19 protein-coding genes are annotated in these 25,212 nt (G+C 45.3%); 14 read left to right on the top strand and 5 right to left on the bottom strand.

The window, feature by feature from the left end:
* Positions 1 to 8 precede the first annotated feature (8 nt).
* The 12 genes from ALT761_RS01365 to tldD all read left to right on the top strand — a co-directional run bounded on the left by ALT761_RS01365 (position 9) and on the right by tldD (position 13,587).
* A complete protein-coding gene (locus ALT761_RS01365; protein ID WP_129735818.1) occupies positions 9 to 566 on the top strand; it encodes a prepilin-type N-terminal cleavage/methylation domain-containing protein in 558 nt (185 codons plus the stop codon).
* Positions 556 to 1,098: a prepilin-type N-terminal cleavage/methylation domain-containing protein gene (locus ALT761_RS01370; protein ID WP_129735820.1), complete on the top strand. Its 543-nt coding sequence runs from the start codon at positions 556 to 558 to the stop codon at positions 1,096 to 1,098. Before ALT761_RS01365 ends, ALT761_RS01370 begins: the two co-directional genes overlap by 11 nt.
* The gene (locus ALT761_RS01375) at positions 1,098 to 1,961 is read left to right on the top strand and encodes a prepilin-type N-terminal cleavage/methylation domain-containing protein (protein ID WP_129735822.1); all 864 of its coding nucleotides are present in this window, start codon (positions 1,098 to 1,100) and stop codon (positions 1,959 to 1,961) included. Before ALT761_RS01370 ends, ALT761_RS01375 begins: the two co-directional genes overlap by 1 nt.
* Positions 1,951 to 2,511: a pilus assembly PilX family protein gene (locus tag ALT761_RS01380; RefSeq protein WP_129735824.1), complete on the top strand. Its 561-nt coding sequence runs from the start codon at positions 1,951 to 1,953 to the stop codon at positions 2,509 to 2,511. The genes ALT761_RS01375 and ALT761_RS01380 overlap by 11 nt, the downstream gene beginning before the upstream one ends.
* A gap of 270 nt (positions 2,512 to 2,781) precedes the next feature.
* A complete protein-coding gene (locus ALT761_RS01385; RefSeq protein ID WP_013785855.1) occupies positions 2,782 to 3,825 on the top strand; it encodes a rod shape-determining protein in 1,044 nt (347 codons plus the stop codon).
* A gap of 37 nt (positions 3,826 to 3,862) precedes the next feature.
* Positions 3,863 to 4,780, top strand: a complete 918-nt coding sequence (mreC, locus tag ALT761_RS01390) for a rod shape-determining protein MreC (protein WP_129735825.1) — start codon at positions 3,863 to 3,865, stop codon at positions 4,778 to 4,780.
* Entirely contained in the window at positions 4,773 to 5,249 is a 477-nt protein-coding gene (gene mreD, locus ALT761_RS01395; protein ID WP_041453083.1) for a rod shape-determining protein MreD, read from the top strand. Before mreC ends, mreD begins: the two co-directional genes overlap by 8 nt.
* Before the next feature lie 17 nt (positions 5,250 to 5,266).
* A complete protein-coding gene (locus tag ALT761_RS01400) occupies positions 5,267 to 5,854 on the top strand; it encodes a Maf family protein (RefSeq protein WP_129735827.1) in 588 nt (195 codons plus the stop codon).
* A complete protein-coding gene (gene rng / locus ALT761_RS01405; protein WP_013785851.1) occupies positions 5,854 to 7,320 on the top strand; it encodes a ribonuclease G in 1,467 nt (488 codons plus the stop codon). Before ALT761_RS01400 ends, rng begins: the two co-directional genes overlap by 1 nt.
* Positions 7,321 to 7,345: 25 nt before the next feature.
* Positions 7,346 to 11,341: a YhdP family protein gene (locus tag ALT761_RS01410; protein ID WP_129735828.1), complete on the top strand. Its 3,996-nt coding sequence runs from the start codon at positions 7,346 to 7,348 to the stop codon at positions 11,339 to 11,341.
* A complete protein-coding gene (locus tag ALT761_RS01415; protein WP_129735830.1) occupies positions 11,334 to 12,152 on the top strand; it encodes a carbon-nitrogen hydrolase family protein in 819 nt (272 codons plus the stop codon). The genes ALT761_RS01410 and ALT761_RS01415 overlap by 8 nt, the downstream gene beginning before the upstream one ends.
* Complete coding sequence (tldD, locus tag ALT761_RS01420) at positions 12,145 to 13,587, top strand: metalloprotease TldD (RefSeq protein WP_129735832.1); 1,443 nt, start codon at positions 12,145 to 12,147, stop codon at positions 13,585 to 13,587. Before ALT761_RS01415 ends, tldD begins: the two co-directional genes overlap by 8 nt.
* Before the next feature lie 119 nt (positions 13,588 to 13,706).
* On the opposite strand, the gene ALT761_RS01425 is transcribed toward tldD, so the two are convergent.
* On the bottom strand, positions 13,707 to 16,130 hold the full coding sequence (locus ALT761_RS01425; protein WP_129735833.1) for an Ig-like domain-containing protein: 2,424 nt from the start codon (positions 16,128 to 16,130) through the stop codon (positions 13,707 to 13,709).
* Positions 16,131 to 16,148: 18 nt separating this feature from the next.
* Positions 16,149 to 16,694, bottom strand: coding sequence for a ribosome biogenesis factor YjgA (yjgA, locus tag ALT761_RS01430; RefSeq protein ID WP_013785846.1), 546 nt, complete (start codon positions 16,692 to 16,694; stop codon positions 16,149 to 16,151).
* 72 nt (positions 16,695 to 16,766) lie between these two features.
* Between yjgA and pmbA the strand changes: the two genes are divergently transcribed.
* Positions 16,767 to 18,098: a metalloprotease PmbA gene (gene pmbA / locus ALT761_RS01435; protein ID WP_129735835.1), complete on the top strand. Its 1,332-nt coding sequence runs from the start codon at positions 16,767 to 16,769 to the stop codon at positions 18,096 to 18,098.
* A 66-nt stretch (positions 18,099 to 18,164) separates the two neighbouring features.
* Here the strand turns inward: pmbA and ALT761_RS01440 are convergent, their stop codons facing one another.
* Positions 18,165 to 19,199 (bottom strand): helix-turn-helix transcriptional regulator, encoded by a 1,035-nt coding sequence (locus ALT761_RS01440; protein ID WP_129735837.1) that lies wholly within the window; start codon positions 19,197 to 19,199, stop codon positions 18,165 to 18,167.
* A 116-nt stretch (positions 19,200 to 19,315) separates the two neighbouring features.
* Here ALT761_RS01440 and ALT761_RS01445 point away from each other — a divergent pair, with 116 nt between their 5' ends.
* Positions 19,316 to 22,498 carry a beta-galactosidase gene (locus tag ALT761_RS01445; RefSeq protein ID WP_129735839.1) on the top strand — a complete coding sequence of 1,061 codons (3,183 nt, stop codon included), beginning with the start codon at positions 19,316 to 19,318 and terminating at the stop codon, positions 22,496 to 22,498.
* A gap of 151 nt (positions 22,499 to 22,649) precedes the next feature.
* On the opposite strand, the gene arcA is transcribed toward ALT761_RS01445, so the two are convergent.
* Entirely contained in the window at positions 22,650 to 23,357 is a 708-nt protein-coding gene (gene arcA, locus ALT761_RS01450) for a two-component system response regulator ArcA (RefSeq protein ID WP_013785842.1), read from the bottom strand.
* Positions 23,358 to 23,512: 155 nt separating this feature from the next.
* Positions 23,513 to 25,168, bottom strand: coding sequence for a sensor histidine kinase (locus tag ALT761_RS01455; RefSeq protein ID WP_129735841.1), 1,656 nt, complete (start codon positions 25,166 to 25,168; stop codon positions 23,513 to 23,515).
* Positions 25,169 to 25,212: the final 44 nt, after the last annotated feature.

Consider the following 25,212-nt stretch of genomic DNA (forward strand, 5'->3'; position numbering starts at 1 on the left):
TCTAGCACATGGCCAGGCATTTCGTTCCTGGCCAGCGTCAGGCCCGAGGCGCTGGCTTTACGCTCCTTGAGCTTATTATTGTCATCGTCGTTATTGGTATTATAGGCGTGGTCGCTTCTGCGCGAATACAAGATGATACCGGCTACACAGAATACTCCCTTCAAATACGTTTTCTCTCTACCTTACGAAATATTCAGAGCAAAGCCATGCAAGATAACCGCGTAGGCTATTGTTATCGCACTATTGTAAGCTCGTCTGGTGACGGTGCTTACGGCCCTACTGTTGTTAACTACGGTAGTGCAAATCAATCAGCCAGCTGTGGCGCAAATATTGCCGCCAACGCGCCCACATTTTTAGCGGCGCGGGGTGATGAAATTGGTGGCAAAGGGGTATCTATCACCTTTTCAGAAGGTGTTGCTTCGCCTTCTTACATTGACTTCGATTACCTTGGTCGGCCAATAACCGCCACCGGCAGTTGTGCATCAGATATTTGCAGAGTGACCTTTGTGGGAGCATCAACAGTTGGTGTCTGTATTGAAGGTCAGGGTCTTATTTATGCGTGCTGAGCGAGGGTTTACACTACTTGAAATCGTGATTGGGTTAGTGGTGACCAGTATTGTGATGCTTATTGTTACCGATTTACTTGGCGCGCAAGCGCAACAAAGCGTGGCGCCTGTAACGCAAGCCCGCGCTAATATTTTAGCCCAAGGATTACAACGAGAAATACTGAGTAAGGCATTTGACGAAAATAGCAGTGGGCATAACGCCGGTGAACGATGTAGCGACACTATTAGCTGTACGACTAGCGCAAACTTGGGGCCTGATAGTGGAGAAAATCGTTCTACCTTTGATGATGTGGATGATTACCACGGCTACAGCGTTATTAGAAACAGTGCGGGTCAAACCATCACGCAAAGTGGGCAAAATTTATATCAAGGTTACCAGCTCAACGTAGTGGTGTTTTATGATGATAACCTTGACGGTATTGATGATGCTGGCGTGGGTAGCTATACGGGCAACACCAAATTGGTTCGCGTGTCTGTACTTACCCCTAACGATGAAACCATAGTCTTTAGCGGTTATCGGTGGAATTACTGATGGCAAATAGCACACCAATGAACAAAGCTCGAGGCTTTACGCTAGTAGAGCTTGTCATCGTGCTGGTGGTTATGGGGGTGATAGCCACAGGGATCGCAAAAGTGGTTACCAGTAGCATGTCTGTATTTGTTGGTGTTAGTGAAAGAGAGCAGCTTGTTGCCCAAACGTCTTTTGCCATAAATCGTATGGCTCGTGAACTACAAAACGCCGTGCCTGCCAGTGTGAGAGTAAGGGGATCATCGTCTCAACATTGCCTACAATTCGTTCCCGCTGATGTGGTAACAGGTTACAGTGATATTTCCGTTCAGCCAGCCACCGAAAATACTATCGATATCTTATTTCCTGCGGATGCCCTTGATAATACTCAGCCCTTTAACACTAGTGCATCTGTGATTGTTGCTCCACGTAGTGTATTAGATGTCTATAACGCCGCTAATGATTACCGACAACCTATAGTAAGTTGTACCGATGACGGCGATGGCGATTGTGCGACGAGAGACAGCACTGACGATACCCTCAAGATCACGGTAAGTGATGCCTTTGCAGAAGCCTCACTAGCTTACCGTGCTTATATTGCCTCAAAAGCGGTGAGCTTTTGCTTAAGAAATTCGGTACTTCACCGGATTGAGTCTGGGTTTACCACATCGCAGCCTTTGGCTTTGGTAAGTAGCCCGAGGCTTGGGGTGGACTTCATTAATGTTTTATCTGCCTCACCTGCTAGCGGTACCTCAAACGACGACCCTTTTCAGGTTCTTAGTGTGAACGGTGGGGTTAATAATATGGTGATGTTGCGCCTACGAGCCCAAAAAGGCGACGAAGTATTAAGTCTGACGACTGAGGTGGCAATTGAAAATGAGCCGTGAAACTTTATCCCAACAATATCTAGTACATAAAGCACATAAAGCACATAAAGCGCTTTCAAGGATTGATAGAACTAGAGTCGAGAAAACACCTCCTAGTACGGCAACGTTAGGCGGTTCGTTCTTTATTGCCTCGCTAAAACATCAGCGAGGAAGTATGTTGGTCATGGCGTTGTTTATTATGATAGTGCTGGCTCTGTTAGGGTTAACCCTAGCCTCGTCACTCTCTTCTACGGGCAACAAAGTCGCTGCGGATAACCTAGGTTTTCGCGCTCAGCTTGCAACACAAGCGGGCATGGAGCATATAAAGGCCACTGCAAACCCTGCAGGTGCCACCCCATTATCTTGTAACGGCACCATTAATAGCCCCGCTTCGTTTGGCCAAGTAAGAGGCCTTGAAGGGTGTGCTTACCAAGCCAGTTGTCAAACAAGCACTACGACTATTGCAGGCGTAAACTATTATTTCTATCGTTTTGCCTCTACCGCCCAATGTACCGCTAGCGAGTTAATTTCAGCGCATACACAGACCGATTCAATGATGATTGAACAATAAATATTTTATTAACGTGAAACTTCCGGTTCAAATGCTTGTCTACTCTCACTGGTTTAAAAATAGCCACTTAACAAGAAGTTGGTAGGAAGTGAGTAGAAGGCGCAGTGGGTTTCCACTTAATCGCCACCTAATTGTTTAAAAAATGGTTCTCTGCTTGCCCAAATATGCCCCCATTGTTAAAGTGTGCGGATAAACATCGACTTCACGTTAAAGCGCTGTCATCTCACCCTTGCTAACACGCGATAACACAGAAACAGGAATACACTTTTCATGTTTAAAAAGCTTCGAGGCATGTTCTCTAATGATCTGTCCATCGACCTCGGAACAGCTAATACGCTGATTTACGTTAAAGACCAAGGTATTGTACTCAACGAACCCTCTGTAGTGGCTATTCGCCAAGAGCGTGCTGCTGGACCTAAAAGCGTTGCCGCTGTAGGTGCAGAAGCGAAACGAATGCTAGGTAGAACGCCTGGTAACATTCGCGCTATCCGCCCGATGAAAGACGGTGTTATTGCCGACTTTTATGTAACAGAGAAAATGCTTCAGCACTTTATCAAACAAGTGCATGACAACAATTTCCTTCGCCCTAGCCCTCGTGTTTTAGTTTGCGTTCCATGTGGCTCAACCCAAGTAGAGCGCCGCGCCATTAAAGAGTCTGCGCTAGGTGCAGGTGCACGTGAAGTGTATTTGATTGATGAACCTATGGCCGCCGCTATTGGTGCAGGTTTACCTGTATCAGAAGCAACCGGCTCAATGGTGGTCGATATTGGTGGTGGTACAACCGAAGTGGCTATCATTTCACTAAACGGTGTAGTGTACTCTTCATCGGTACGTATCGGTGGTGATAAGTTCGACGAAGCTATCATTAACTATGTACGCCGTAACTTTGGCTCACTTATTGGTGAAGCGACGGCCGAGCGCATCAAGCATGAAATTGGTGCAGCTTACCCAGGTGAAGAAGTTCGTGAAATTGAAGTGCGTGGTCGTAACCTTGCTGAAGGTGTACCGCGTGGCTTCACATTGAACTCCAATGAAATCTTAGAAGCCTTGCAAGAGCCGCTTACTGGTATTGTTTCTGCGGTTATGGTTGCCCTCGAGCAATCTCCACCAGAACTCGCGTCTGATATTTCAGAACGCGGCATGGTACTTACCGGCGGTGGCGCATTACTGAAAGATTTAGATCGTTTGTTAATGGAAGAAACGGGCATTCCAGTAGTTATTGCTGATGATCCGCTAACTTGTGTAGCGCGTGGCGGTGGTAAGGCATTCGATATGATTGACCTACACGGTGGCGACCTGTTTAGCTATGAGTAAACAGGAAAGGCAACCTTAAGGTTGCCTTCTTTGTATTATGGATACTATTTTTACTCGCGGTCCCTCACTGAATAATAGATTAGCGCTGGCAATTGTTTTGTCAGCGTTACTTATTTTTGTGGATCACAAAGTGGAAGGGTTTAAATCGACTCGGGTCTATTTAAATTCATTCATGAGCCCCCTTCAATATTTAGCCAATTTACCTCGGCTAATGCTAAGCGAAAGTGCCCAGCGCTTGACCTCACATGAAGATCTTCTCGAAGAAAACGACAAGCTAACGAATCAACTGTTGCTCATGAGCGAGAAGCTCCAGCGGTTTGATGCCTTGTCTCAAGAAAATAAACAATTAAGACATTTGCTGGATGCACCTGTACGTAACGACTTACGTAAGATGGTGGCCGAGCTGATGGCGGTGGATAAAAACCCTTATAGCCAGCAGGTGGTCATCAACAAGGGCGCCATTGATGGCGTTTATTTATCTCAGCCCATTATTGATGAAAAAGGCATAGTGGGGCAGGTGATGGAAGTTGGCACCACCAATAGCCGCGTGTTATTGCTTGCCGATGTTACCCATGCCATCCCTGTTCGCTCCCAGCGTAATGATATTCGCTTTATTGCCACAGGTAGCGGTGGGTTAAACGAATTGTATTTAGAGCATGTTCCTCATAGCGTTGATATTAAATCGGGAGATGTAATGATTTCTTCCGGTTTAGGTAAGATTTTTCCAGAAGGTTATCCGGTGGGTACGGTAAAAGAAGTGCGTCGGGATGAAAGTCGCCCGTTTTCTATTGTAACCGTAACGCCTATGGCTAAATTAGACCGGTTAAAGTATTTGTTACTCTTGTGGTCTGATGAAGGCAAACCTATCGACAGTGATGTGGATAGTGAAAGTGATGCGGATAATGAAGATGAAAGCAACACAGTAAGTAATGAGGAGGCTGAAGGTGATTCGTAAGCGTCATTCGGTTATCGTCACTACGCTTTTGATTGCGCTAGTCCTTCAAATTGTGCCATTGCCTATTCAGGTTGATTTATACCGTCCTGATTGGGTTTTGATTGTGCTTGCGTACTGGAGCATGGCGCTTCCTCATCGAGTGAATGTGGGCGTGGCCTTCTTAACTGGTGTGGCGGTAGACATACTAGTCGGCACTACCTTGGGCATCCACAGTTTAAGCTTAAGCATTTCAATCTATATTTTAGCCGCGAACTACCAGCGGCTTCGAAACTACTCGGTATGGCAACAAGCTATTGTTATAGGATTGCTTTCTTCGCTGTACCACTTGCTAACATTCTGGGTGCAGCACTTACTTACTGATATCTATTTCCAACTGGATTACTTGTGGCCTGTGCTTACCTCTATGCTGTTATGGCCTTGGGTATTTTGGCTACTTCGTAAAACCCGTCGTCAGTTTTCCATTAGTTAAAGTGTGAGGCTCTTATCGTGAATTACTCAGTGGTTTTAGCCTCTGCTTCCCCTCGTCGTACCATGCTGTTAGATCAGATGGGCATTGCCCATTCAGTAAAGCCAGTGGATATTGATGAATCAGCCCTTGCTAATGAAACGCCTGAAGCCCAGGTAGCTCGACTCGCTGAGCAAAAAGCACAAACAGCACTCGCACGGCTACACGATGAAGATGTACTTAATGAAAATACGCGTGTATTAGCGTCTGATACGCTTATTGCCTTTAACGGGGTTAGTTTAGGTAAGCCAGAAGATAAAGAAGACGCTAGACGTATTCTTTCAATGTTATCGAACAACGAGCATGAAGTACTGACGGCCATTAGTGTGGCGTCTACCACTAAGCAAGTAACACAAACTATTACCACCAAGGTAACTTTTGCCGCATTGACGAACGATGAAATTGACGCATACTGGGACACAGGTGAACCTGCCGACAAAGCAGGCAGTTACGCCATTCAAGGTATTGGCGGTCAATTTGTAAAAGCAATAAATGGCAGTGCTAGCGCAGTGGTTGGATTGCCTTTGTATGAAACAAGGCAGTTACTTAGAGAATTTGGAGTCGTGTAGTGAGTGCAGAGCTACTAATCAATGTTACACCGTCAGAGTCTCGTGTTGTTCTCATTGAAAATGGGATATTGCAGGAAATTCACGTAGAGCGTCATACCAAGCGTGGCTTAGTGGGTAATATCTATCGTGGTAAAGTGAGTCGGGTACTCCCTGGTATGCAAGCCGCTTTTGTGGATATTGGCCTTGAAAAAGCCGCTTTTCTGCATGCCTCAGATATTGTTATTCACAATGAAATAGCAGAGGAAGTATCTGCCAGTCATATTCAAAAACAAGACATTCGTGAGCTTGTTCGAGATGGCCAAGATATTGTTGTGCAAGTAGTGAAAGATCCGATTGGCACCAAAGGTGCTCGCCTTACTACCGATATTACTATTCCAAGTCGCTATTTGGTGTTTATGCCAAGTGTTACTCATGTTGGCGTCTCTCAGCGTATTGAAGAAGAAGCCGAGCGGGAGCGTTTAAAAACGCTGGTGCAGGAATTCTGCGATGAAAACGGTGGTTTTATTTTACGAACTGCCGCTGAAGGGGTAGGCAAAGCTGAATTACAGCAAGATGCCGCCTTTTTACGCCGACTGTGGGACAAAATTCAATCGCGGATGAAAAAGCGTAAGTCTAATGTGCTGTATGAAGATTTACCGCTGGCGCGCCGTGTGCTTCGCGATTTTGTCGGCACCGAGTTAGACAGAATTCGAATAGACTCTAAGTTGTCTTTTCAGGAGCTGTTCCAGTTTACTAAAGAATACGTGCCTGAAATGAACGGCAAGTTGGAATATTACACGGGCGACAGGCCCATATTCGACTTGCACGATGTTGAAAATGAAACCCAGCGAGCGCTTGAACGTAGGGTCGATTTGAAATCAGGCGGCTATTTGATCATCGATCAAACCGAAGCCATGACCACCATTGATATTAATACCGGCGCATTTGTTGGGCACCGTAACCTAGAAGAAACTATCTTTAATACCAACACCGAGGCAACACAAGCCATTGCTAGGCAGCTTCGGTTACGTAATTTAGGCGGTATGATCTTAATCGACTTTATCGATATGATTGAACCAGACCACAAAAGACGTGTCTTACATAGTCTAGAAGTGGCGACAAGTAAGGACAGGGCCAAGATTAATATTCACGGGTTTACGTCGCTAGGGCTCATAGAAATGACCCGCAAGCGCACTCGTGAAAGTATTGAGCACATACTGTGTGGCGAATGCCCCGTATGTAAGGGCCGAGGTACGGTGAAAACCGTTGAAACCATCTGCTTTGAAATTATGCGTGAAATCGTTCGTGTAAACCGCGCATACGATGCCGATAAATTTGTTGTTTATGCTTCCCCTAAAGTGGTTGAAGCATTGATGGGCGAAGAATCGCATATGCTTGCAGAGCTGGAAGTGTTTGTATCGAAGCAAATTAAAGTACAAACCGAAACCTTGTACAACCAGGATAAGTACGACGTCGTCATGATGTAATGCATTAACTATACGAAGGCGAAGTGTGACAAATTTAACGTCGGTAGCAGCCTATTTAGTTAAAAAAATATGGTTGCTGCTTGCCATCCTGCTTGTTCTATTCGCGCTGTTAATCAGCGCCGCTCGCTATGCGCTGCCGCATATTGAACACAACAAGCATCTGCTGGAAGACTATATCAGCCAGCGCTATGGCGTAAATCTTACTATTAACAGCGTGCATGCAATATGGCAACGCTCTGGGCCGAGTATTGTCTTAAATTCGGTCTCCATGGCGCAAAATGATGCGTCTCCTGTCGGGCTCAATATTCGTCAAGTCTATGTTGAATTAGATTTTTGGCAGTCTCTTAGACGACAAATGATCTCATCTACACGTTTTGAACTTCGCGGCCTTAAGCTCGATGTTGATGCCGATAGGTTCGAGCGTGCAGGCGATAACAACTTTCCTGTTGTTGATGCATTAAAAAGCTTATTTCTAGAACAACTTCAAAGCTTCTCTCTTGAAGAAGGGGAAGTGCTCCTCTCTAAAAGTGGCGAGACTCAATCTTTCATCATCGACCAGTTAACGTGGAACAACAGCGGTAAACGTCACCAAGGCTTAGGGCAAATGAAGGTGGCCCATGTATCGTCGAATTCTGCTTCTTTCATTATTGATGTGACTGGCAACAAAGATGCCTTTGAAGGTGTGTTTTATGCCCGCGCTGAAGATTTAGATATTTCACCTTGGGTGAGCGACTTAATTAAGACCAAACGTCCCTTAACTGAAAGCCGAGCCAATTTCGAAATATGGGCCGATGTACAAAGTAATGGCATTACGGGTGTTCAAGCCCAGTTTGAAGAAAGTTTATTGGAATGGGGCGGAGAAGAATACTCAACCTTAGTCACAGGTATTCGCGGTGGCAGCATTGAAGCTGCACCTACGCAAGATGGGTGGAGCGTTAGGGTAGATCAGTTGGTGATAGGCTCTGGCCACGAAACCATTGAAGCTGACTTCGTAGGTAAAGTAACAAATGCAGGTGACGCCGTCGTCAGCATTGTAAAACCGGTTCAGATAAATCCATTCCTGATGCTTTTACCCTTGTTTATGGATGACACCAGCGAAGAGGAAATTCGCGCGTTAAATCCTACAGGGCAACTTGCCACGTTGGAACTTCAATTCAGACATCGCCAACCGGAATTAACCGCTAAAATACTTGATTTGTCGTGGGAACAAGCCGGAAAAACCCCAGGTCTTACCGCATTAGATGCCGACATTTATTGGTATAAAGATTCTGGTGCTGTTTACTTAAAAAGTGAAAACAGTACCTTATCTGCTGACAATATTATTAAGCAAAATTTGGATATCAATGCTTTCAACGCCAACCTGTATTTTCATACCCTAGCGGTAGGTGACGAGAAGCAATGGGTGATGACGGGCAAAGATCTCGTGTTCGACAGCGAACAATTAGTATTAGAGCCCGCATTTCGTGCCAATTTAACCACGGGCAACCTAGACATATTTGCCAATATTGAGCCTCTGGCGTTAAACGCCGTAAATAATTTCTTTCCTGCCTCGTTAATGGGCGTGAATACCGATAAATTTCTTACCCGCGCCTTCGCTGGCGAAGGCAGTATAAGCAAAGCGCAAGTGTTGTGGCACGGTAACCCTAAAAACTATCCGTTCAACGACAACAGCGGAATTTTTCAAGCTTATGTCGATATTGAAGATAGCGACTTTGTGTTTTCATCAAAATGGCCTGCTTTAAATGAACTCGATTTGTCGGTACGTTTTGAAAACGCCGGCTTAGTCATGGAAAGTGACAAAGGAACGTTAGCAGGTATAGATGTGGCGGCTATGTCGGCAGAAATTCCACGTTTACACCCATCTTCAATGTTAACAATTAAAGCAGAAGGTTCTGGAACAGGGGAAAAATTAACCTCGTTGATGAAGCAGTCTTCAATTGCCAGCTCACTAGGCAAAGTGCTCGATAAAGACGTGCAAGTTTCAGGGCCATTATCCGCAAGCTTAACATTAGATATACCGCTTAAAGGCAAAGATATACGTGTTCAAGGCGCAGCCCAGTTAAACAACAATGATGTGTATATTACTAGCACACGTATGCAGTTCGATGACGCCAGCGGAACGCTTACCTTCGACAACGCAGAAATTGACGCTAACGGGTTAACTGCGAGTTTATTAGGCCAGCCTGTGGAAATGTCAGTTCAGGGTCGTCAGAACGATAGCTACGACGTTAATGTGAACCTTAAAGGGTTATGGCATGTTCACCCGCTAGTGAAGTATGTGAAAACCGACCTTATTGATTACCTAGACGGTGAAACCAATTGGCAGGCCGATGTTAATTTGAGCTTATCTAATAGCGACTTTTCCTACAATGCCCAAATTAACGCTGATTTAACGGCAACTCAAAGCTTGTTACCAGCACCGTTTGCAACAGTGCAAGGCACTAGTCTGCCACTACAAATTAACAGTGAGGGTAATCTACAAGCGTCCAATATAGAGGCAAGTCTAGGTGACAACATTCATTTCGACGGCGTATTGCCCCATAAAGAGATGCAATTTTCTCGAGCGCTCCTTTCCTTGGGCGACGCAAATGTGGGCGATAGAGGCACCGGGTTTAGCATTGCTGCAAACCTAGAGCAGGCCGACATTGTTGAATGGTTCACTACCTTGCAGACGCTGATTATGCCGAGCAAAATGGACGAAGCTAGTGCAAGCTTAGCCGTTAATACAAACACCAGTGGCATTGCCAACAAGGATACCAATAGCGATACGTTATCGACGCAAAACCGTGCCCAAAAGCAAAGCATCTTCGGGGTGCCATCACGCATATTTGTGACCGCAGATACCTTAACGGGGTGGGGGCACTCACTGAATAACGTGTCTTTAACTGCTCGGGAACAAGACAAAGATTGGCTGCTACAGGTTGATGCGGCAAAAGCGCGAGCAACCATTAGGGTGAATAACGACATTAATAACCAAGGTATCGATATTAATGCTGATTACTTAGTACTGGATAAACCTGCGACTGAGACTGAATTAAACGACACACCAGTAGAAGAAATCGAAATTGCTAAGCAGCAAGCTGAGGTCGTGGAGGTTGACCCGCTAGATGTGCCTCCTATCTACTTTTATTGCAATGTGTGTAGTGTTCATGGCCTCGATTTAGGCGAAGTCACCCTTGATGTAGCGAAAACAGACAAAGGATTGCAAATAAGACAATTGCTCACGCGCTCTTCCAGTGCTGATGTAACTGCAACCGGATACTGGCAGCATGAAAACGGCGACATCACCACCCGTTTAAACGGCACGCTTTCTTCCCCAGATGTAGGCCAAATGTTAAAGCAACGAGGAATAACGTCAGGTATTAAAGACTCTGAAGCCGATGTTAAATTTGATTTGGGTTGGCCTTCCGCTCCATTCGACTTTTCGTTAGACAAACTAAATGGTGACGTAGATTGGGCCCTCACTGACGGTTATCTCACTGAGGTCAGTGATAAAGGATCGCGCATATTCACGTTATTCAGCCTAAACTCTTTAGTACGTAAATTAAGCCTGGATTTTAGAGATGTATTTGCCACTGGGTTCTTCTACGACAAAATGGGTGGAAGCTTAAAAATTGCGGACGGGACCGCCTTTACCGACGATACTGAAATAGACGGCGGTGCAGGTGAAATTGAAATTAAAGGGTATACCAATTTAAATACCGGTGGCCTCAATTACAATATAACCTTTGCCCCTAATGTAACGGGCAACTTGCCCTTTTTAGTGTACTTTTTAGCTACGCCCCCAACCGCATTGGCTGCGCTGGCGTTAGATCAAGTGTTAACATCAGCTAAAGTTATATCGAACGTGAATTATAAGGTTTCTGGTACCATTACTAATCCACAGTTCGAAGAAGTAGAACGACATAGTAAAGATATAAGCTTACCGGCGAATGTGTCGCCAGAAAGCACTTCGCCATTAGATCGGCCGCTTACCGAAGATGATTTACGCAGAGTAAAAATGGAGGTTATCGATGGTTAATCTAGTTGCAGTTCAAATGACATCTACACCCAGTGTAGAAGACAATTTGAATCATGTAGAACAGGCGCTTGCCAACGAACAAGTCCCAAAAGACAGCTTGGTGGTATTGCCAGAATGCTTTGCTTGTTTTGGCACCAAAGATGGCGAGCTACTCAATGCCGCCGAAGTCAAAGATGAAGGGCTGATACAGCAACGCTTATCGGCGCTAGCCAAAGCTCATGAGTGCTACATTGTTTCGGGCACGTTTCCTATGGCTACCAACGATGCGTCAAAGTTTTCAGCGGCGTGTTTATTGTTTGGTCCAGACGGCACAGTATTGGCGGACTACCGTAAAATTCACCTTTTTGATGTGTCGGTTGATGACAATACGGGCAGCTACAAAGAATCTAAGTTTACAAACCCAGGCAGTGAAGTTGTTACGGTAAAAACCCCAATTGGCAACATTGGGCTAGCGGTATGTTATGATGTGCGCTTTCCAGGCTTGTTTACTGCCATGGGCGATATCGATATTTTAGTGTTGCCCGCTGCCTTTACGCAAAGAACAGGTGAAGCGCACTGGCACACGTTAGTGAAAGCGCGAGCCATTGAGAAACAATGCTATGTGGTAGCTGCCAACCAAACCGGTGAGCACCAAAATGGCCGTGAAACTTTTGGTCACAGCCTAGTGGTTTCGCCGTGGGGTGAAACCTTGAGCGAGCTACCTCAAGACATTGGTGTCATTCAAACCAGTGTTAATATTGAAGCGCGACAAGCCATTAAACAAAATATGCCGGTTGCCGAACATAACCGATTCAGGAGTCACTTTGTCTAAATCTGTTGAACGCCATTTACTGTCTGACTCTGGACTAGATGTAGCGTCGCTAGAAAAAGCCCTTTCGGGTATCCATCGTCACGATACCGATTATGCTGATCTTTATTTTCAGTCGAGCCAACACGAAAGTTGGGTGCTCGAAGATGGCATTATAAAAGAAGGTAGCTATAACATTGAACGTGGTGTTGGCGTTCGCGCCATCAGCGGTGAAAAAACCGGTTTCGCCTATTCAGATGAAATCAGCGAAGATGCCTTAGTAAAGGCGTGCAACGCTGCGCGAAGTATTGCCCCGGATGGCGGTTCGCAAAAAGTATCATCGTTAGGGCGTAGCGACTATCAAGCGCGCTACGGTGAGAAAAACCCTATTCTTACTATGCAAGATGCAGAGAAAATCTCTTTGCTAAAAGCCGTGGACGCGTATGTTAGGCAGCAAGAGCCATCGGCCAATCAGGTTGTGGTGAGCATTAGTGGTGTATACGAAGAAATTTTAGTGGCTGCCAGTGATGGTACATTTGCCACCGATATTCGCCCCTTGGTTCGCCTTAATTGTTCTGTGTTGCTTGAAGACGGTGATCGTCGTGAGCGTGGCAGCGCGGGTGCTGGCGGCAGATACGCGTATTCTTTTTTTGAGTCAGATAAAGACGGTCGCCCCTATTATGAGCAATTAGCCGACGACGCCTTGCATATGGCCCGGGTTAACATGCAAGCGGTAGCATCACCAGCGGGTGCTATGCCGGTAGTATTGGGTAATGGCTGGCCTGGTGTATTGTTACACGAAGCGGTGGGTCATGGTCTTGAAGGCGACTTTAACCGTAAAGGTGCATCTACCTTTAGCGGGAAGATTGGTCAGCGAGTAGCTGCAAAGGGTGTAACAGTAGTAGATGATGGCACATTGGCTGATCGTCGTGGTTCGTTGTCGGTAGATGACGAAGGTACACCAACACAGCACAATGTACTTATTGAAGATGGCATTCTAAAAGGCTACATGCAAGATAAGCATAACGCCAAGCTAATGGGTGTTGCGCCAACTGGAAACGGTCGCCGTGAGTCTTATGCGCATTTACCTATGCCGCGCATGACCAATACCTACATGTTAGAAGGACAGTACGATCCGAAAGAGATTATCGCCTCTATCGAAAAGGGTATTTACGCGCCTAACTTTGCCGGTGGGCAGGTTGATATCACATCAGGTAAATTCGTATTTTCTAGTGCAGAAGCATACCTCATTGAGAATGGTAAAATTACCGCACCAGTTAAAGGCGCTACTTTGATTGGAAATGGCCCTGAAGTTATGCAGAAGATTTCCATGATTGGCGACGATGTGGCATTAGACAACGGCGTTGGCGTGTGTGGTAAAGACGGCCAAAGCGTGCCTGTTGGCGTAGGCCAACCTACATTGAAAATAGACGAGCTTACTGTGGGCGGAACGGCGTAAATTACGCGTTACGCTAGTGTGAGAATTCGAGAAAAGGCGCCGGTTGGCGCCTTTTTTATTGCAATATTTATGACTGTCTATATACGCTCAGTGCAGCATGTTAGCTGCGAAAGAGCCTTCTATTCTAAAGTGACTACCATATCAAGACTGGTAGTAACGCCACTGGGAGAGGTCACTAGCGCACTTACAATCGCACTGGTGCTGGCTTCCGACTCATCTAATAGGTTTGTCAGTACAAAAGATAGCTGTCTACTACCTGCTTCGTTGGTAGAAGGTACTGTGGCTTCAAGAGAACCTGAAATACCTCCTTCAGAGCTTGTAATGCTAATTTCGGTATCTTCCGCTAATGGCTGATTGGCGGTATCTGAATACGCTAACGATAGCAACGCATTGCTTCCTCTTGGGATACTCAACACAGGCGTTAACCCAGGCGGATTAGTGTTGTTCGCTAGCGCATCGGTACTGCTGTTAAACGTTAGTAATGCAGATGACGATGACATAATAATCACCATGGCACGCCTCACATGCAGCGCGCTATTTCCGCAGCTTGTGGCATCGCACTGCGGGCCATCAAATAGTCCATTGGCCAGGGTAAAGTCACCTGAACTGTCGTAATCGAAAAAGGGCTCTGTGGCGTCATAGCTACCGTTTTCGTTATCGTCTCTCCATGCTTCAGGGTAATCGATAAAGCCGGTGGTATCAGGAAGCAATATGGATAGTCCGTTACCCGTGCTGCCGGTAATTGCGCCGCCATCAGCATCGTCGTATAGGTTATTGCCGTTAGCGTCTATTAAGGTTTCATGGCCTACCGCTGTCACCATGACCGTAATTCGGTGATCGGCGACTCTTGGCTCGGCACTTGTCCAAGTCACACTGCAACTGCCGCTTTGGGTGGTACAGCTTGGTTCAATTAACCCGCCTTCGGTGGTGAAGTTTAGCGTGGTGCCGTCTGGCACTGGATTGTTAAAAGCATCAGCCGCGCTAGCGGTAATGGTCAGTTCGTTGCCGTTAATGGTGTGCGCTTCAGGGTTCAAACTCGATGGCGACAAACTAATACTGTTTTGATCTGGCAACCCAGTGTTCACGCTAAGTAAGTCAGACTGAGACTGAATGCTAGTATCATCAATTTCAGTAACAGCAGTGACCCGAACTGCAGTAGGTACGCTACCGGCAGTCACAAAGGTACTGACTTGGCCTTCAGAGTTAGTCAGTGCAGTGTCAGGGGAGAGCGCTAGGCCACCAATATTACTGTTTAAGCTAAACGCCACTTCTTGTTGAGCAAGCGGATTACCCAGCGCACTATTAACTTGAAAAGTTACTCTTGATACTGAGCTTGCATCTTGGCCGCCCGTACCACTGATTACAATCGATGACGGAGACGCATCGATAAAGGCGATGCTACCTGCGGTTTCAGGCAGAATTTCTATAGAGCGGGACACACTTAACGTACTGCTATTGATAGTAACCGTTGCACTTATTTCGTCGTCGAAACCGGTATTTCCCGCGCAGCTGTTGTCTTGAAATGTAGAGCGGGCTTGTCCGCTAGCGGTAAATACGGTTTCATCAATATCGGCACTATCGTTCGCCACACAAACAGAACTAAAGGTAACGGGAATGCTGGTGGCATAAGTTTCGCCTTCAGAATTAACCAGTGCTACGTTAACACCAAGGGTTGCGCCAGCGGCGATGACAACGTCTTCGTCCGTAGTGTAACCGTCTATTCCCAATAAACCAGCGACAAATTCGCCGTTATCAAACGTACCAATTCGAATAACTTCATCGGTTACCGCAGAAGACTGAATTTCATAATTGAGCGTGGCTGTTAAAGTTTGCTCATTATAAACGTATGACACAGTGGCCGTGCCAGCACCTAGGTCATCGTCGGTAGGGAGTAACTGACTATTGGCAAGGCCGTCACTAGTAGTTAGCGCATCATCTATGCTTACCGAGCCGCGAGATACCTGGAAGCTAACAATGGCATCTGTAATTGGGGTGTCATCGATATTTACTAGCGACGCACTAAGGGTGCCGGTTTCATCAGCGGTAATTCTACTGACTTGATTGCCTGCACTGTCACTTAAGGTGAGTGAAAGGGTGGGTAAAAATACGGTATCGGTGTCGGCAATCAAAAACTCAATGTTTGCTTCTGACGATGTGCTGTCGTATGTCGCGGTTATCGTGCTAGCACCAGCGATAGCGCTGTCTGAGTCTAAATACACAATGGCTTCACCGTTACTGTCAGTGAGCTTATCGCTAACAGAGAGCGTGCCTATACCGCTTGTAAAACTGACGATTTCTCCGGCTAACGCGGCACCATCTTCCGTAATGGTCGCAGTAATGCAGGCAGTATCACCAATATCGAAACTAGCCTGATTAACCGTATTACAATTAGCATCGCCTATCTCAAGAGAAAGTGCTACGACTGGAGAGGTGGTGCTATCGTCATCCGAACTGCCAAAGGGGTCGTCGCCGTTTGCCCCCGAGGTACCGTTACATCCTGATAATACCCAAACGAAAGCAAATGCCGCTAAAAGCCGCCCCATATACCTCTCCTTATGTTGCTACTCTTTTTGAGTAACGTCTTTTAAATATTGGAATAACTCCCTGTAAGCCTTAGGGGGAGCATTCTTTTCTTGTTCTTTTTTCACTTGGCGGTGGAACTGCCTTAATTTTTGTCTATCTAGTTCAGGATATTCTTCAATAAGCCCCTGAATAGCGTCGTCACCACGGGTGATCACATCTTCGCGAGCACGTTCCAATTCATGAAACGCAGCGTTATTTGCTTGATGTTGATGGGTTATTTTAGCCAAGGCGACTTCAATAGGGGAATTATCCCTTTGTCTAAGCAGCTTACCAATGAACTGAAGTTGCCTTCTGTAGCCGTCTTTTTTCTTATTGATGACACGGGCAATATCTAACGCATCTTTCAATTCTTCATCAAGCGGAATGGTGGCGTAGTGAGCAGGGGTAAGGTTTACTACGGTTTGCCCCAGCTTTTGTAAGTCTTTAGATTGGCGCTTTAGTTCGCTTTTACTAATGAGCTCTTCTTCTGGCTCGGCGCTTTCTAACTTAGATTGTTGTCGTGATTTAGATTTCTGATCGCTCATTTCAAACTCATAAGTGTTACACTTTAGCTAAATTGTAACTATCACAGTCGGATTTAGACAGCGAAACTTACTATGCAAATTGAGCAACAGTTATCAGAAATTCAGAATGTCGTTGATGATGTACTGAAATTAGCCCTAAAAAATGGGGCAACCCAAGCAGAAGCAAGCATGTCAAAAGTGGAAGGTATTGCGGTATCTTCACGTATGCAAGAAGTTGAAAACGTAGAGTTTACCAACGATGGCGGCTTGGGGATTAGTGTTTACGTAGGTAAGCGAAAAGGCAGCGCATCAACGGCTGATTTAAGCAAAGAAGCCCTTACCCGGGCCGTGGAAAAAGCCGTAGATATTGCGAAGTACACCAGTGAAGATCCTTGTACTGGTCTTGCCGATGCTGAACTTATGGCCACAGAATTCCCCGATTTAGATTTATATCACCCGCAAGAGCTTGATACCGAGAAAGCCATTGCCACCACGATTGAAGCGGAATCTGCGGCATTAGGTTACGACCCTCGCATTACAAATTCAGACGGTGCATCGTATAACGCTAACCTTGGTATGCGTGTTTACGGTAATACCCACGGTATTAATGCTGGGTATCCAAGTAGCCGATACAGCTTAAGCTGTATGGTGATTGGTTCGCAAGATGGTGATATGCAGCGCGATTACGCGTACACAGTAGACCGCCAGGCGCCTTTGTTACAATCGGCAGTATCTATTGGGCAAGAAGCGGCAAAAGCCACTGTAGAGCGTTTAGGAGCTCGTAAGATTAATACGGCTCAGGTGCCTATTCTTTTGCACAAAGACATAGCGTCTAGTTTATTTGGGCATTATGTGGGTGCTATTAGCGGTGGTAGTTTGTATCGTCGTTCATCGTTTTTGTTAGATAGCTTAGGTAAACAAATTTTTCCTGAGTGGCTAAACATTGAAGAACGCCCATTTATAAAGTCGGGCTTAGCGAGTTCTAGCTTCGACAATGAAGGCGTTGCTTGTAAAGACATGACAATAGTTGATGGTGGAAAGCTTTCTACTTACCTTTACACAACCTATTCGGCTCGTAAGCTAAACACTCAAACCAATGGTCACGCAGGTGGCATACACAACTGGTTAGTGGGCGACACAGGTCATAGCGACAGCGACCTGCTAAAAGAAATGGGCACTGGCTTATACGTTACCGAGCTTATGGGGCAGGGCGTGAACACAGTGACCGGCGATTATTCTCGCGGTGCCGCTGGGTTCTGGGTAGAAAATGGTGTTATTCAATACCCAGTGCATGAAGTCACCATTGCAGGCTGCTTACAAGATATGTTCGCAGGCATTGTGGCAATTGGGAAAGACAAAGATTTGCGCGGTAGTGTGCATACCGGTTCTATTCTTATTAATCAGATGAAAATAGCAGGAAGCTAGTTTCTCTGTTTCGATTTAAGTCGTTCAAACCCACTCGGTTTACCTAGCGCGTTTGAACGAACTTGCTTAATGTAAAGACTGCCGCTGGCGAAATTCGCTGGGCGGCATACCTTCTGATTTTTTAAACCGCTTTGAAAACGTAAACACATTGCTGTAGCCCACGTAGTTGGCAATATAAGCAATGGGCCATTGCGTGCTTATCAGTAAATTTTTAGCCCTTACCATGCGCAGATAAATAACATGCTGCATGGGACTTCGACCAAACTGCGCAAGGCATAGCCTATGTAGGTGAGGGGCCGAGTAGTGTACTTTGTCTACCAAGGCGTCTATATCCCAATTGAACTGCAATTGCTTTTCTACCGCAGCAAACAGGGCCGATAATCGTACTTGGTGCGTGCTTTTCACCGGGGTGGCAATATGCTGCAAATATTGTTGAATAATTGGAATCACCGCTTGCCTATGTTGGCTATTGGTTTCTAAATACAATAACTCCATCGCATGATGTAGCCCTGACAACTCAATGTTGTGCTGAACGGGGTGTGCTACATCAAAGAAATGCTGCCATCGAGGGCAATCAGATAAATTAAGCCAAATAATGTCCCACTGCTCTTGATCCGCTCGCGGCGCTTGATCGGCACGCGGCGCTGGCTCGGAACTTTGCTCTATTTGAGCTTGCGGCGCTTTCCCAGCGTTAATTTTATCTTGTACTTCACTGGCTTCGCTTTTCGTTACTTCAGTTGCATCCGCCGTTGCGCTGGTTTCATTAAAATATTCAATTTGTACTTCAAAACTTTGGTGCGCTGGCAAAATAATCACACTTGAAGCTGGTAGTGCGTACTCGCCAGACGGGGTGAGTATTTTACCGCTGCCTTTTAATGAATAAAAAATAGTGTGGTTAGGAGGGGTAACTCGGCCTACTTGATAAGTACCCGATAAATTCGAGCAACCCGCCAACTCAATGTCTAGCGCTTTAATTTCTGGCGCATTTGTACTGTCTATAAAGCGTTCAAGGCAGTGTGGCCCAATATTCACGATATCGCGAAAGGTTCTCTGCGCATGCACATTTTGGGAGCCAGAAGAAGCTAAGTTAATAGGTTGCATAATTGTAAAATGAGAGTTTTGGATAAATTAAAGAGAGAAACAAGCATAAAGGATTGCGCGTGTTTCCGCTATATTTCACCTGTTATTAAAAAACCTTATCGTAAAAGGAGCCAGTAATGGCAAATGTTGCTCAAGTTGTTGCGCAAAAAGATTGGCAAAACCCTGTCGTATTTCAAAGAAATCGCGTGAATGGACATAGTCCATTAAACGGTTTTTTAACTCAAGAAGATGCTAAACATAACGCTAATGCGCAAAAACAAAGTTTGAATGGCGAGTGGGATTTTAGATTATATCCCCAACCTGAGGCCGTTACAGAAGACTTACTGAGCGAGGTATTGTCTGACGCACTGCCTGAAGCTGCAAACTGGCAGCCTATTACCGTGCCTTCAAACTGGCAAATGCAGGGGTTTGATAAGCCTATTTACTGCAATGTTAAATATCCTTTTCCGGTAAACCCGCCAGAAGTACCTAGCGATAACCCCACAGGCTGCTACCGCAAAACGTTTACGGTAAGCGAAGAAGCAGTACAGCTGCGTAATCATATTGTGTTTGAAGGGGTTAATAGTGCCTTTCATCTTTGGTGCAATGGCGAATATGTAGGGTATTCGCAAGATAGCCGTTTACCTGCCGAATTCAATTTAACGCCTTTTTTAAAGGTTGGTGAAAATCGCTTAGCGGTAATGGTAATTCGTTGGTCTGACGGAAGTTATTTAGAAGACCAAGACATGTGGTGGTTAAGCGGTATATTCCGCGATGTGGTATTGGTAACGAAACCTCAGCATCATATTCAAGATGTGTTTGCTACGCCAAAGCTTGATGCTTGTTATCGGGATGGCAGCTTAGAGGTGCGTACCGCGATTAATGCACCAGTAAGCTATACCGTGGGCATTCAGTTGTTTGATGGTGAAACCGCCGTTACTGAACAAGCAGTGTCAGGCACCAACAACCGCCGTATAGATGAGAAAGGCGGGTGGGATGATGTGATTTTTCAATCGCTAGCGGTTACAGAACCAAAGAAATGGACGGCCGAGACTCCTTATTTGTATCGCCTAGTTGTCACTTTGTTTAACGACGCAGGCGATGTGGTTGTTGCCGAAGGCTACAACATAGGTTTTCGTCAGGTAGATATGCTTGATGGCCAGTTGTGCGTGAACGGAAAGCCTATTCTTATTCGTGGTGTAAATAGACACGAGCATCATGAAAGCAAAGGTCATGCGGTAAATAAAGCCGACATGATTGAAGATATAAAGCTTTTAAAGCAAAACAACTTCAATGCAGTACGCACCGCCCACTATCCCAATCATCCACGTTGGTACGAACTGTGTGATGAATATGGGCTGTACTTAGTAGATGAAGCCAATATTGAAACCCACGGTATGTTCCCGATGGGGCGTTTATCGAGAGATGCGGTGTGGGCAGGGGCTTATTTAGCCCGTTATACGCAAATGGTAGAGCGGGACAAAAACCACGCGTCTATTATTATTTGGTCATTAGGTAATGAATGTGGTCATGGGCCTAACCAAGATGCTATGTACGGTTGGTCGAAAGCCTTTGACCCTTCACGACCTGTGCAATACGAAGGCGGCGGTGCGAATACTACCGCTACCGATATTATCGCGCCTATGTATGCCCGAGTAGATACTGATGTACTTGATGATGCCGTACCTAAATGGGCCATTAAAAAATGGTTATCACTACCTGGTGAAACCCGCCCTGTTATTTTGTGTGAGTACGCTCATGCCATGGGGAACAGTTTAGGAAGCTTTGCGGACTACTGGCAGGCATTTAAAGACTATCCACGTTTGCAAGGTGGCTTCATTTGGGATTGGGTCGATCAAGGCTTAGTGAAGCATACAGACAGCGGTGAGGCCTATTGGGCCTACGGAGGCGACTTTGGTGATGCCGATAACGACCGTCAGTTCTGTATTAATGGTTTGCTGTTTCCTGATCGCACGCCGCACCCTGCTTTATTTGAAGCTAAATACTGCCAACAGCATTTAGCATTCACGCTTAAATCTTTACAGAACGAACAAGCTGGCAGTTACCAGTTAACCATTGCAAGCGACTATGTATTTCGCTCAACCGATAACGAAGCACTGCAATGGCAATTGCTTAAAAACGGCGATTGCGTTGCCAACGGCACTGAAACATTAAGTATTGGCCCCCAGTCGTCACAAACACTTGTGATAACCCCAAGCATTGAGTTTGTGCCCGACGCGACGTACCACCTTAATATTGATGTGGTGCTTAAAAATGATTGTGACTGGGCGAATGCTGGGCATGTATTAGATACAGAGCAGTTCGAGATTGCCAATACTGCAGGTTTTTCTGGACTGACAGCCGCAGATTTTTCTCCTTTAGCATCAGCCAGTACGCATACTGGTGACGCTAGTAATAGCGAGAATAAAGACAAAGCTAAACAAAAAGTAACGGTAGAGCGCACCGAAACTCAGGTGAATATTCACGCGGCAAGTAATCACTTCGTGCTTGATGCTAACACTGGGTTACTTACTTCTTGGTTAGCCAATGGCGAAGAGCAGCTTAGTGCACCACTTGAAGATAACTTCTTCAGGGCACCGTTAGATAATGATATTGGCGTAAGTGAAGTGGATAACCCCGATCCAAATGCATGGGAGTCGCGCTGGCGCCGCGCTGGAATAGGCCAGTGGCAACGCAGCTGTGTTGATGTCGATATTGTTGAATGTGCACACGATGTACGTGTTACGGCACTGTTTAACTACCACTACAACAATGCGCTAGTCGCTGCTACAAGTTGGTGTTACCGCGTAGATGCAACAGGTACATTAGCATTAGATGTTCAGGTTAAGTTAGCCGATACATTGCCACCTATGCCGCGTATCGGTTTGCAGTGGGCAGTGCCTCACTCAAGTCAGACTGAAGCTAACATTCAGTGGAAGGGGTTAGGGCCATTTGAAAATTATCCAGACCGATTAGCAGCAGCAAGGTTTGGTAGTTACAGTGAAAGTATTGCAAGTATGCATACGCCTTACATCTTTCCTACCGACAATGGGCTTCGTAGTGATTGTCGAGAGCTTAGTATTAACGCTGTAAAAGTAGCGGGTGATTTTCACTTCGCTGTAAGCCCGTACGGGCAAAAGCAGCTTGATGAAGCTAAGCACACCTGCGACTTAACTACTGCCGACAGTACTTACGTGTACATTGACCATGCCCACATGGGGGTAGGCGGCGATGACTCGTGGAGCCCAAGTACGCACAAAGCCTATTTGTTAGAGAAAAAAGCCTATCGGTATTTTTTATCTTTTACTGCATGCTCATAAGAGCATCGCACGCTAGCTAAGCTTAAGTGCGTTCAATACTTACATGATAAATTTTGGACGTAAAAAAGCCGCTCTATTGAGCGGCTTTTTGGTATTTAATCAGGCTATTACTTACAACGGTAACTACCGTTGGTGTCTCTACTTGGGCTAATTAGCCGTCGACAGAGCCACAGAAGCGGTAACCTTCACCGTGAATGGTTACAATCAATTCTTCATCAGAAGGATCTGATTCGAAGTGCTTACGAATACGGCGGATAGTTACATCTACTGTACGGTCATTAGGGCGAAGTTCACGGCCTGTCATTTCCATAATTAGCTGTTCACGGGTAAGAATTTTACCTGGGTTGCTAAGGAATAAGTGTAGTGCACGGAATTCACTGCGTGGTAAACGGAACTCTTTACCTGTTGGTGAAATAAGTGAACGGCTGTCGCCATCCAAAATCCAGCCATTGAAGTTTACACGGCTTGGTAAATCATCGTCTTCTGCAGAGTTTGTGGTGCGAGATAGTAAGTTACGCGCACGAATAGTCAGTTCACGAGGATTGAAAGGCTTGGTTAGATAGTCATCTGCGCCAATTTCCAGACCTAAGATACGATCAACATCGTTATCACGGCCAGTAAGGAAAATAAGACCTACATTTTTACGGTCACGTACTTCACGCGCCAAAATTAGGCCATTTTTACCTGGCAGATTAATATCCATAATAACCAAATTAATTGCGTGATTTTCAAAGAAGTCATGCATTTGATCACCATTTTCAGCTTCAAATACATTGTACCCTTCTGCTTCGAATAAACTCTTTAGCGTGGTACGTGTTACCACTTCATCTTCAACAATTAACACATTTGGCGTCTGCATGGTGTTTTACACTCTTTATAAAATCGGTTTAAGCAATTACTGATTAAATTCTAATATTCGTTTACTTATATGCAAGTTACTATCGAATATTACTAAATTCAAGGTATTGGGGTTAGCCAACAAATTTCAAGCAAAGTTCAATAGTTATACAGGTATTATGACGTTTTCGCACTGGAAACAGGAAAAACAATAACAAATTCTACACCACTACCTACTTCGCTGGTAATTGAGATAGAGCCATTGAGCGCTTGAGTGACTAAATTGTACACTAAGTGCATGCCTAATCCAGACCCCCCTTGTCCACGTTTTGTGGTTACGAAAGGGTCGAAAATACGTTTACGAATATCTGATGGGATCCCGATGCCGTTATCCCGATACACTATTTTTAGCTTGTTCGTTGTAATTAATTCAGCACAGATATCAATCTGGCCTTTTTCTATGTTCTCAAAACCATGAATAACCGAATTCATAATAAGGTTAATAATGATTTGATTAATAGGACCAGCCTTCGTTTCAACGCATAAGGTAGGGTCGCAATCTACGTTGATGTTGTGTTGTAATTTTTTTAAGCGAGGCTGTAACGACAGTAGTATCTCATTAACTAGCTGTGCAAAGCAAAAAGTTCGGCTACTTTCGCTCGATTGATCGACTGCAACCTGTTTAAAACTGGAAATTAGCTCGGCTGCGCGGTTCAAATTGCGATAAATGATGTTTAAATTTTCATGACTTTCATCCATGAAACGTTTCATTGCACTGGCTTTTAAGGTTTTATTCTCAAAATCCCTTTCAATAACCGCAAGTCGGTCGAGCATCATTGTAGAGGCTGTAACCCCTAAACCGATGGGGGTGTTAACTTCGTGGGCAACCCCAGCAACCATGTCACCCAACGATGCCATTTTTTCATTTTGTACAATTTGACGTTGAAACTCGTGTAGCTTTTCAAGGGTTTGAATTAATTCTTGGTTAGCGTCTTTCAATGCATTAGTGCGTTGGCTTACCATTTCTTCTAAGCTGGCATTTAGCTTTCTGTGCTGCTCTTCGGCCTGACGCTGTCTGTGCATGTATTCTTGTATGCGAGATAGCATAATATTTACATCATCTGACAGCACATCTATTTCTTTAATATTCGACGGTTCTGCGCGTGCTGAATAATCCCGCTGCCTAGAAGTTCGCTGTAAGAAAAAAGAAAGCTTTTCAATAGGCGCAGTGGCACGACGCTGAAAGCGCAATGCTAGAAAAAAGCTGAATCCGAGTAAGAAAAGCATAACCCCAAGGTTAACCAGAACCGTTTTAATAACGTGTTGGCTAAACCCGTCTGCAGACATGCGAAGATAAACCCATCCCAAAACTTCATTGGTCTCTTGGTCAAAAATTTTCCGACTACTTTCTAAATAATCATTATCTTCGGTAAGTAAGGGAGTTTGATCTAAATTGATTAGCTGTTTTTGCTTTCCAGGAATAAGTAACTGGCCGCCTTTGTTGTAAGAAGCAAAACGTTCAACGGCGTTTAAGGTATTAGAGCCATCCGGTAAGGTTTTATAGATATGAACGTTTAAAACTTTGTCAGCAGCATCTAAGAATTGCAAAGATTCTTCCACCAATGCTTGGCTAGCATTTCTTAGCGGGTTGGCAACCGCGTTAGCTGTCATCTTAGCGAGTAGATTCGCGCGGTTATCCAATTCGTATCGATAAGCATTTATTTGGGTGTAGATAGACAAACCGGAGGTGCTTACCAGCGAAATTGCGGCGATGGTCATTACCACCCACAAAAATAAACTTCGTATAGAAAGTTTTATAGCCCGCTCTGTCATACTAATTATCAGATTTTCTAATTCAATGAACGCTTAATAATAGT

This window comes from Alteromonas sp. 76-1 (genome assembly GCF_900654235.1).
GTDB classification, from domain to species: Bacteria; Pseudomonadota; Gammaproteobacteria; order Enterobacterales; family Alteromonadaceae; genus Alteromonas; species Alteromonas naphthalenivorans.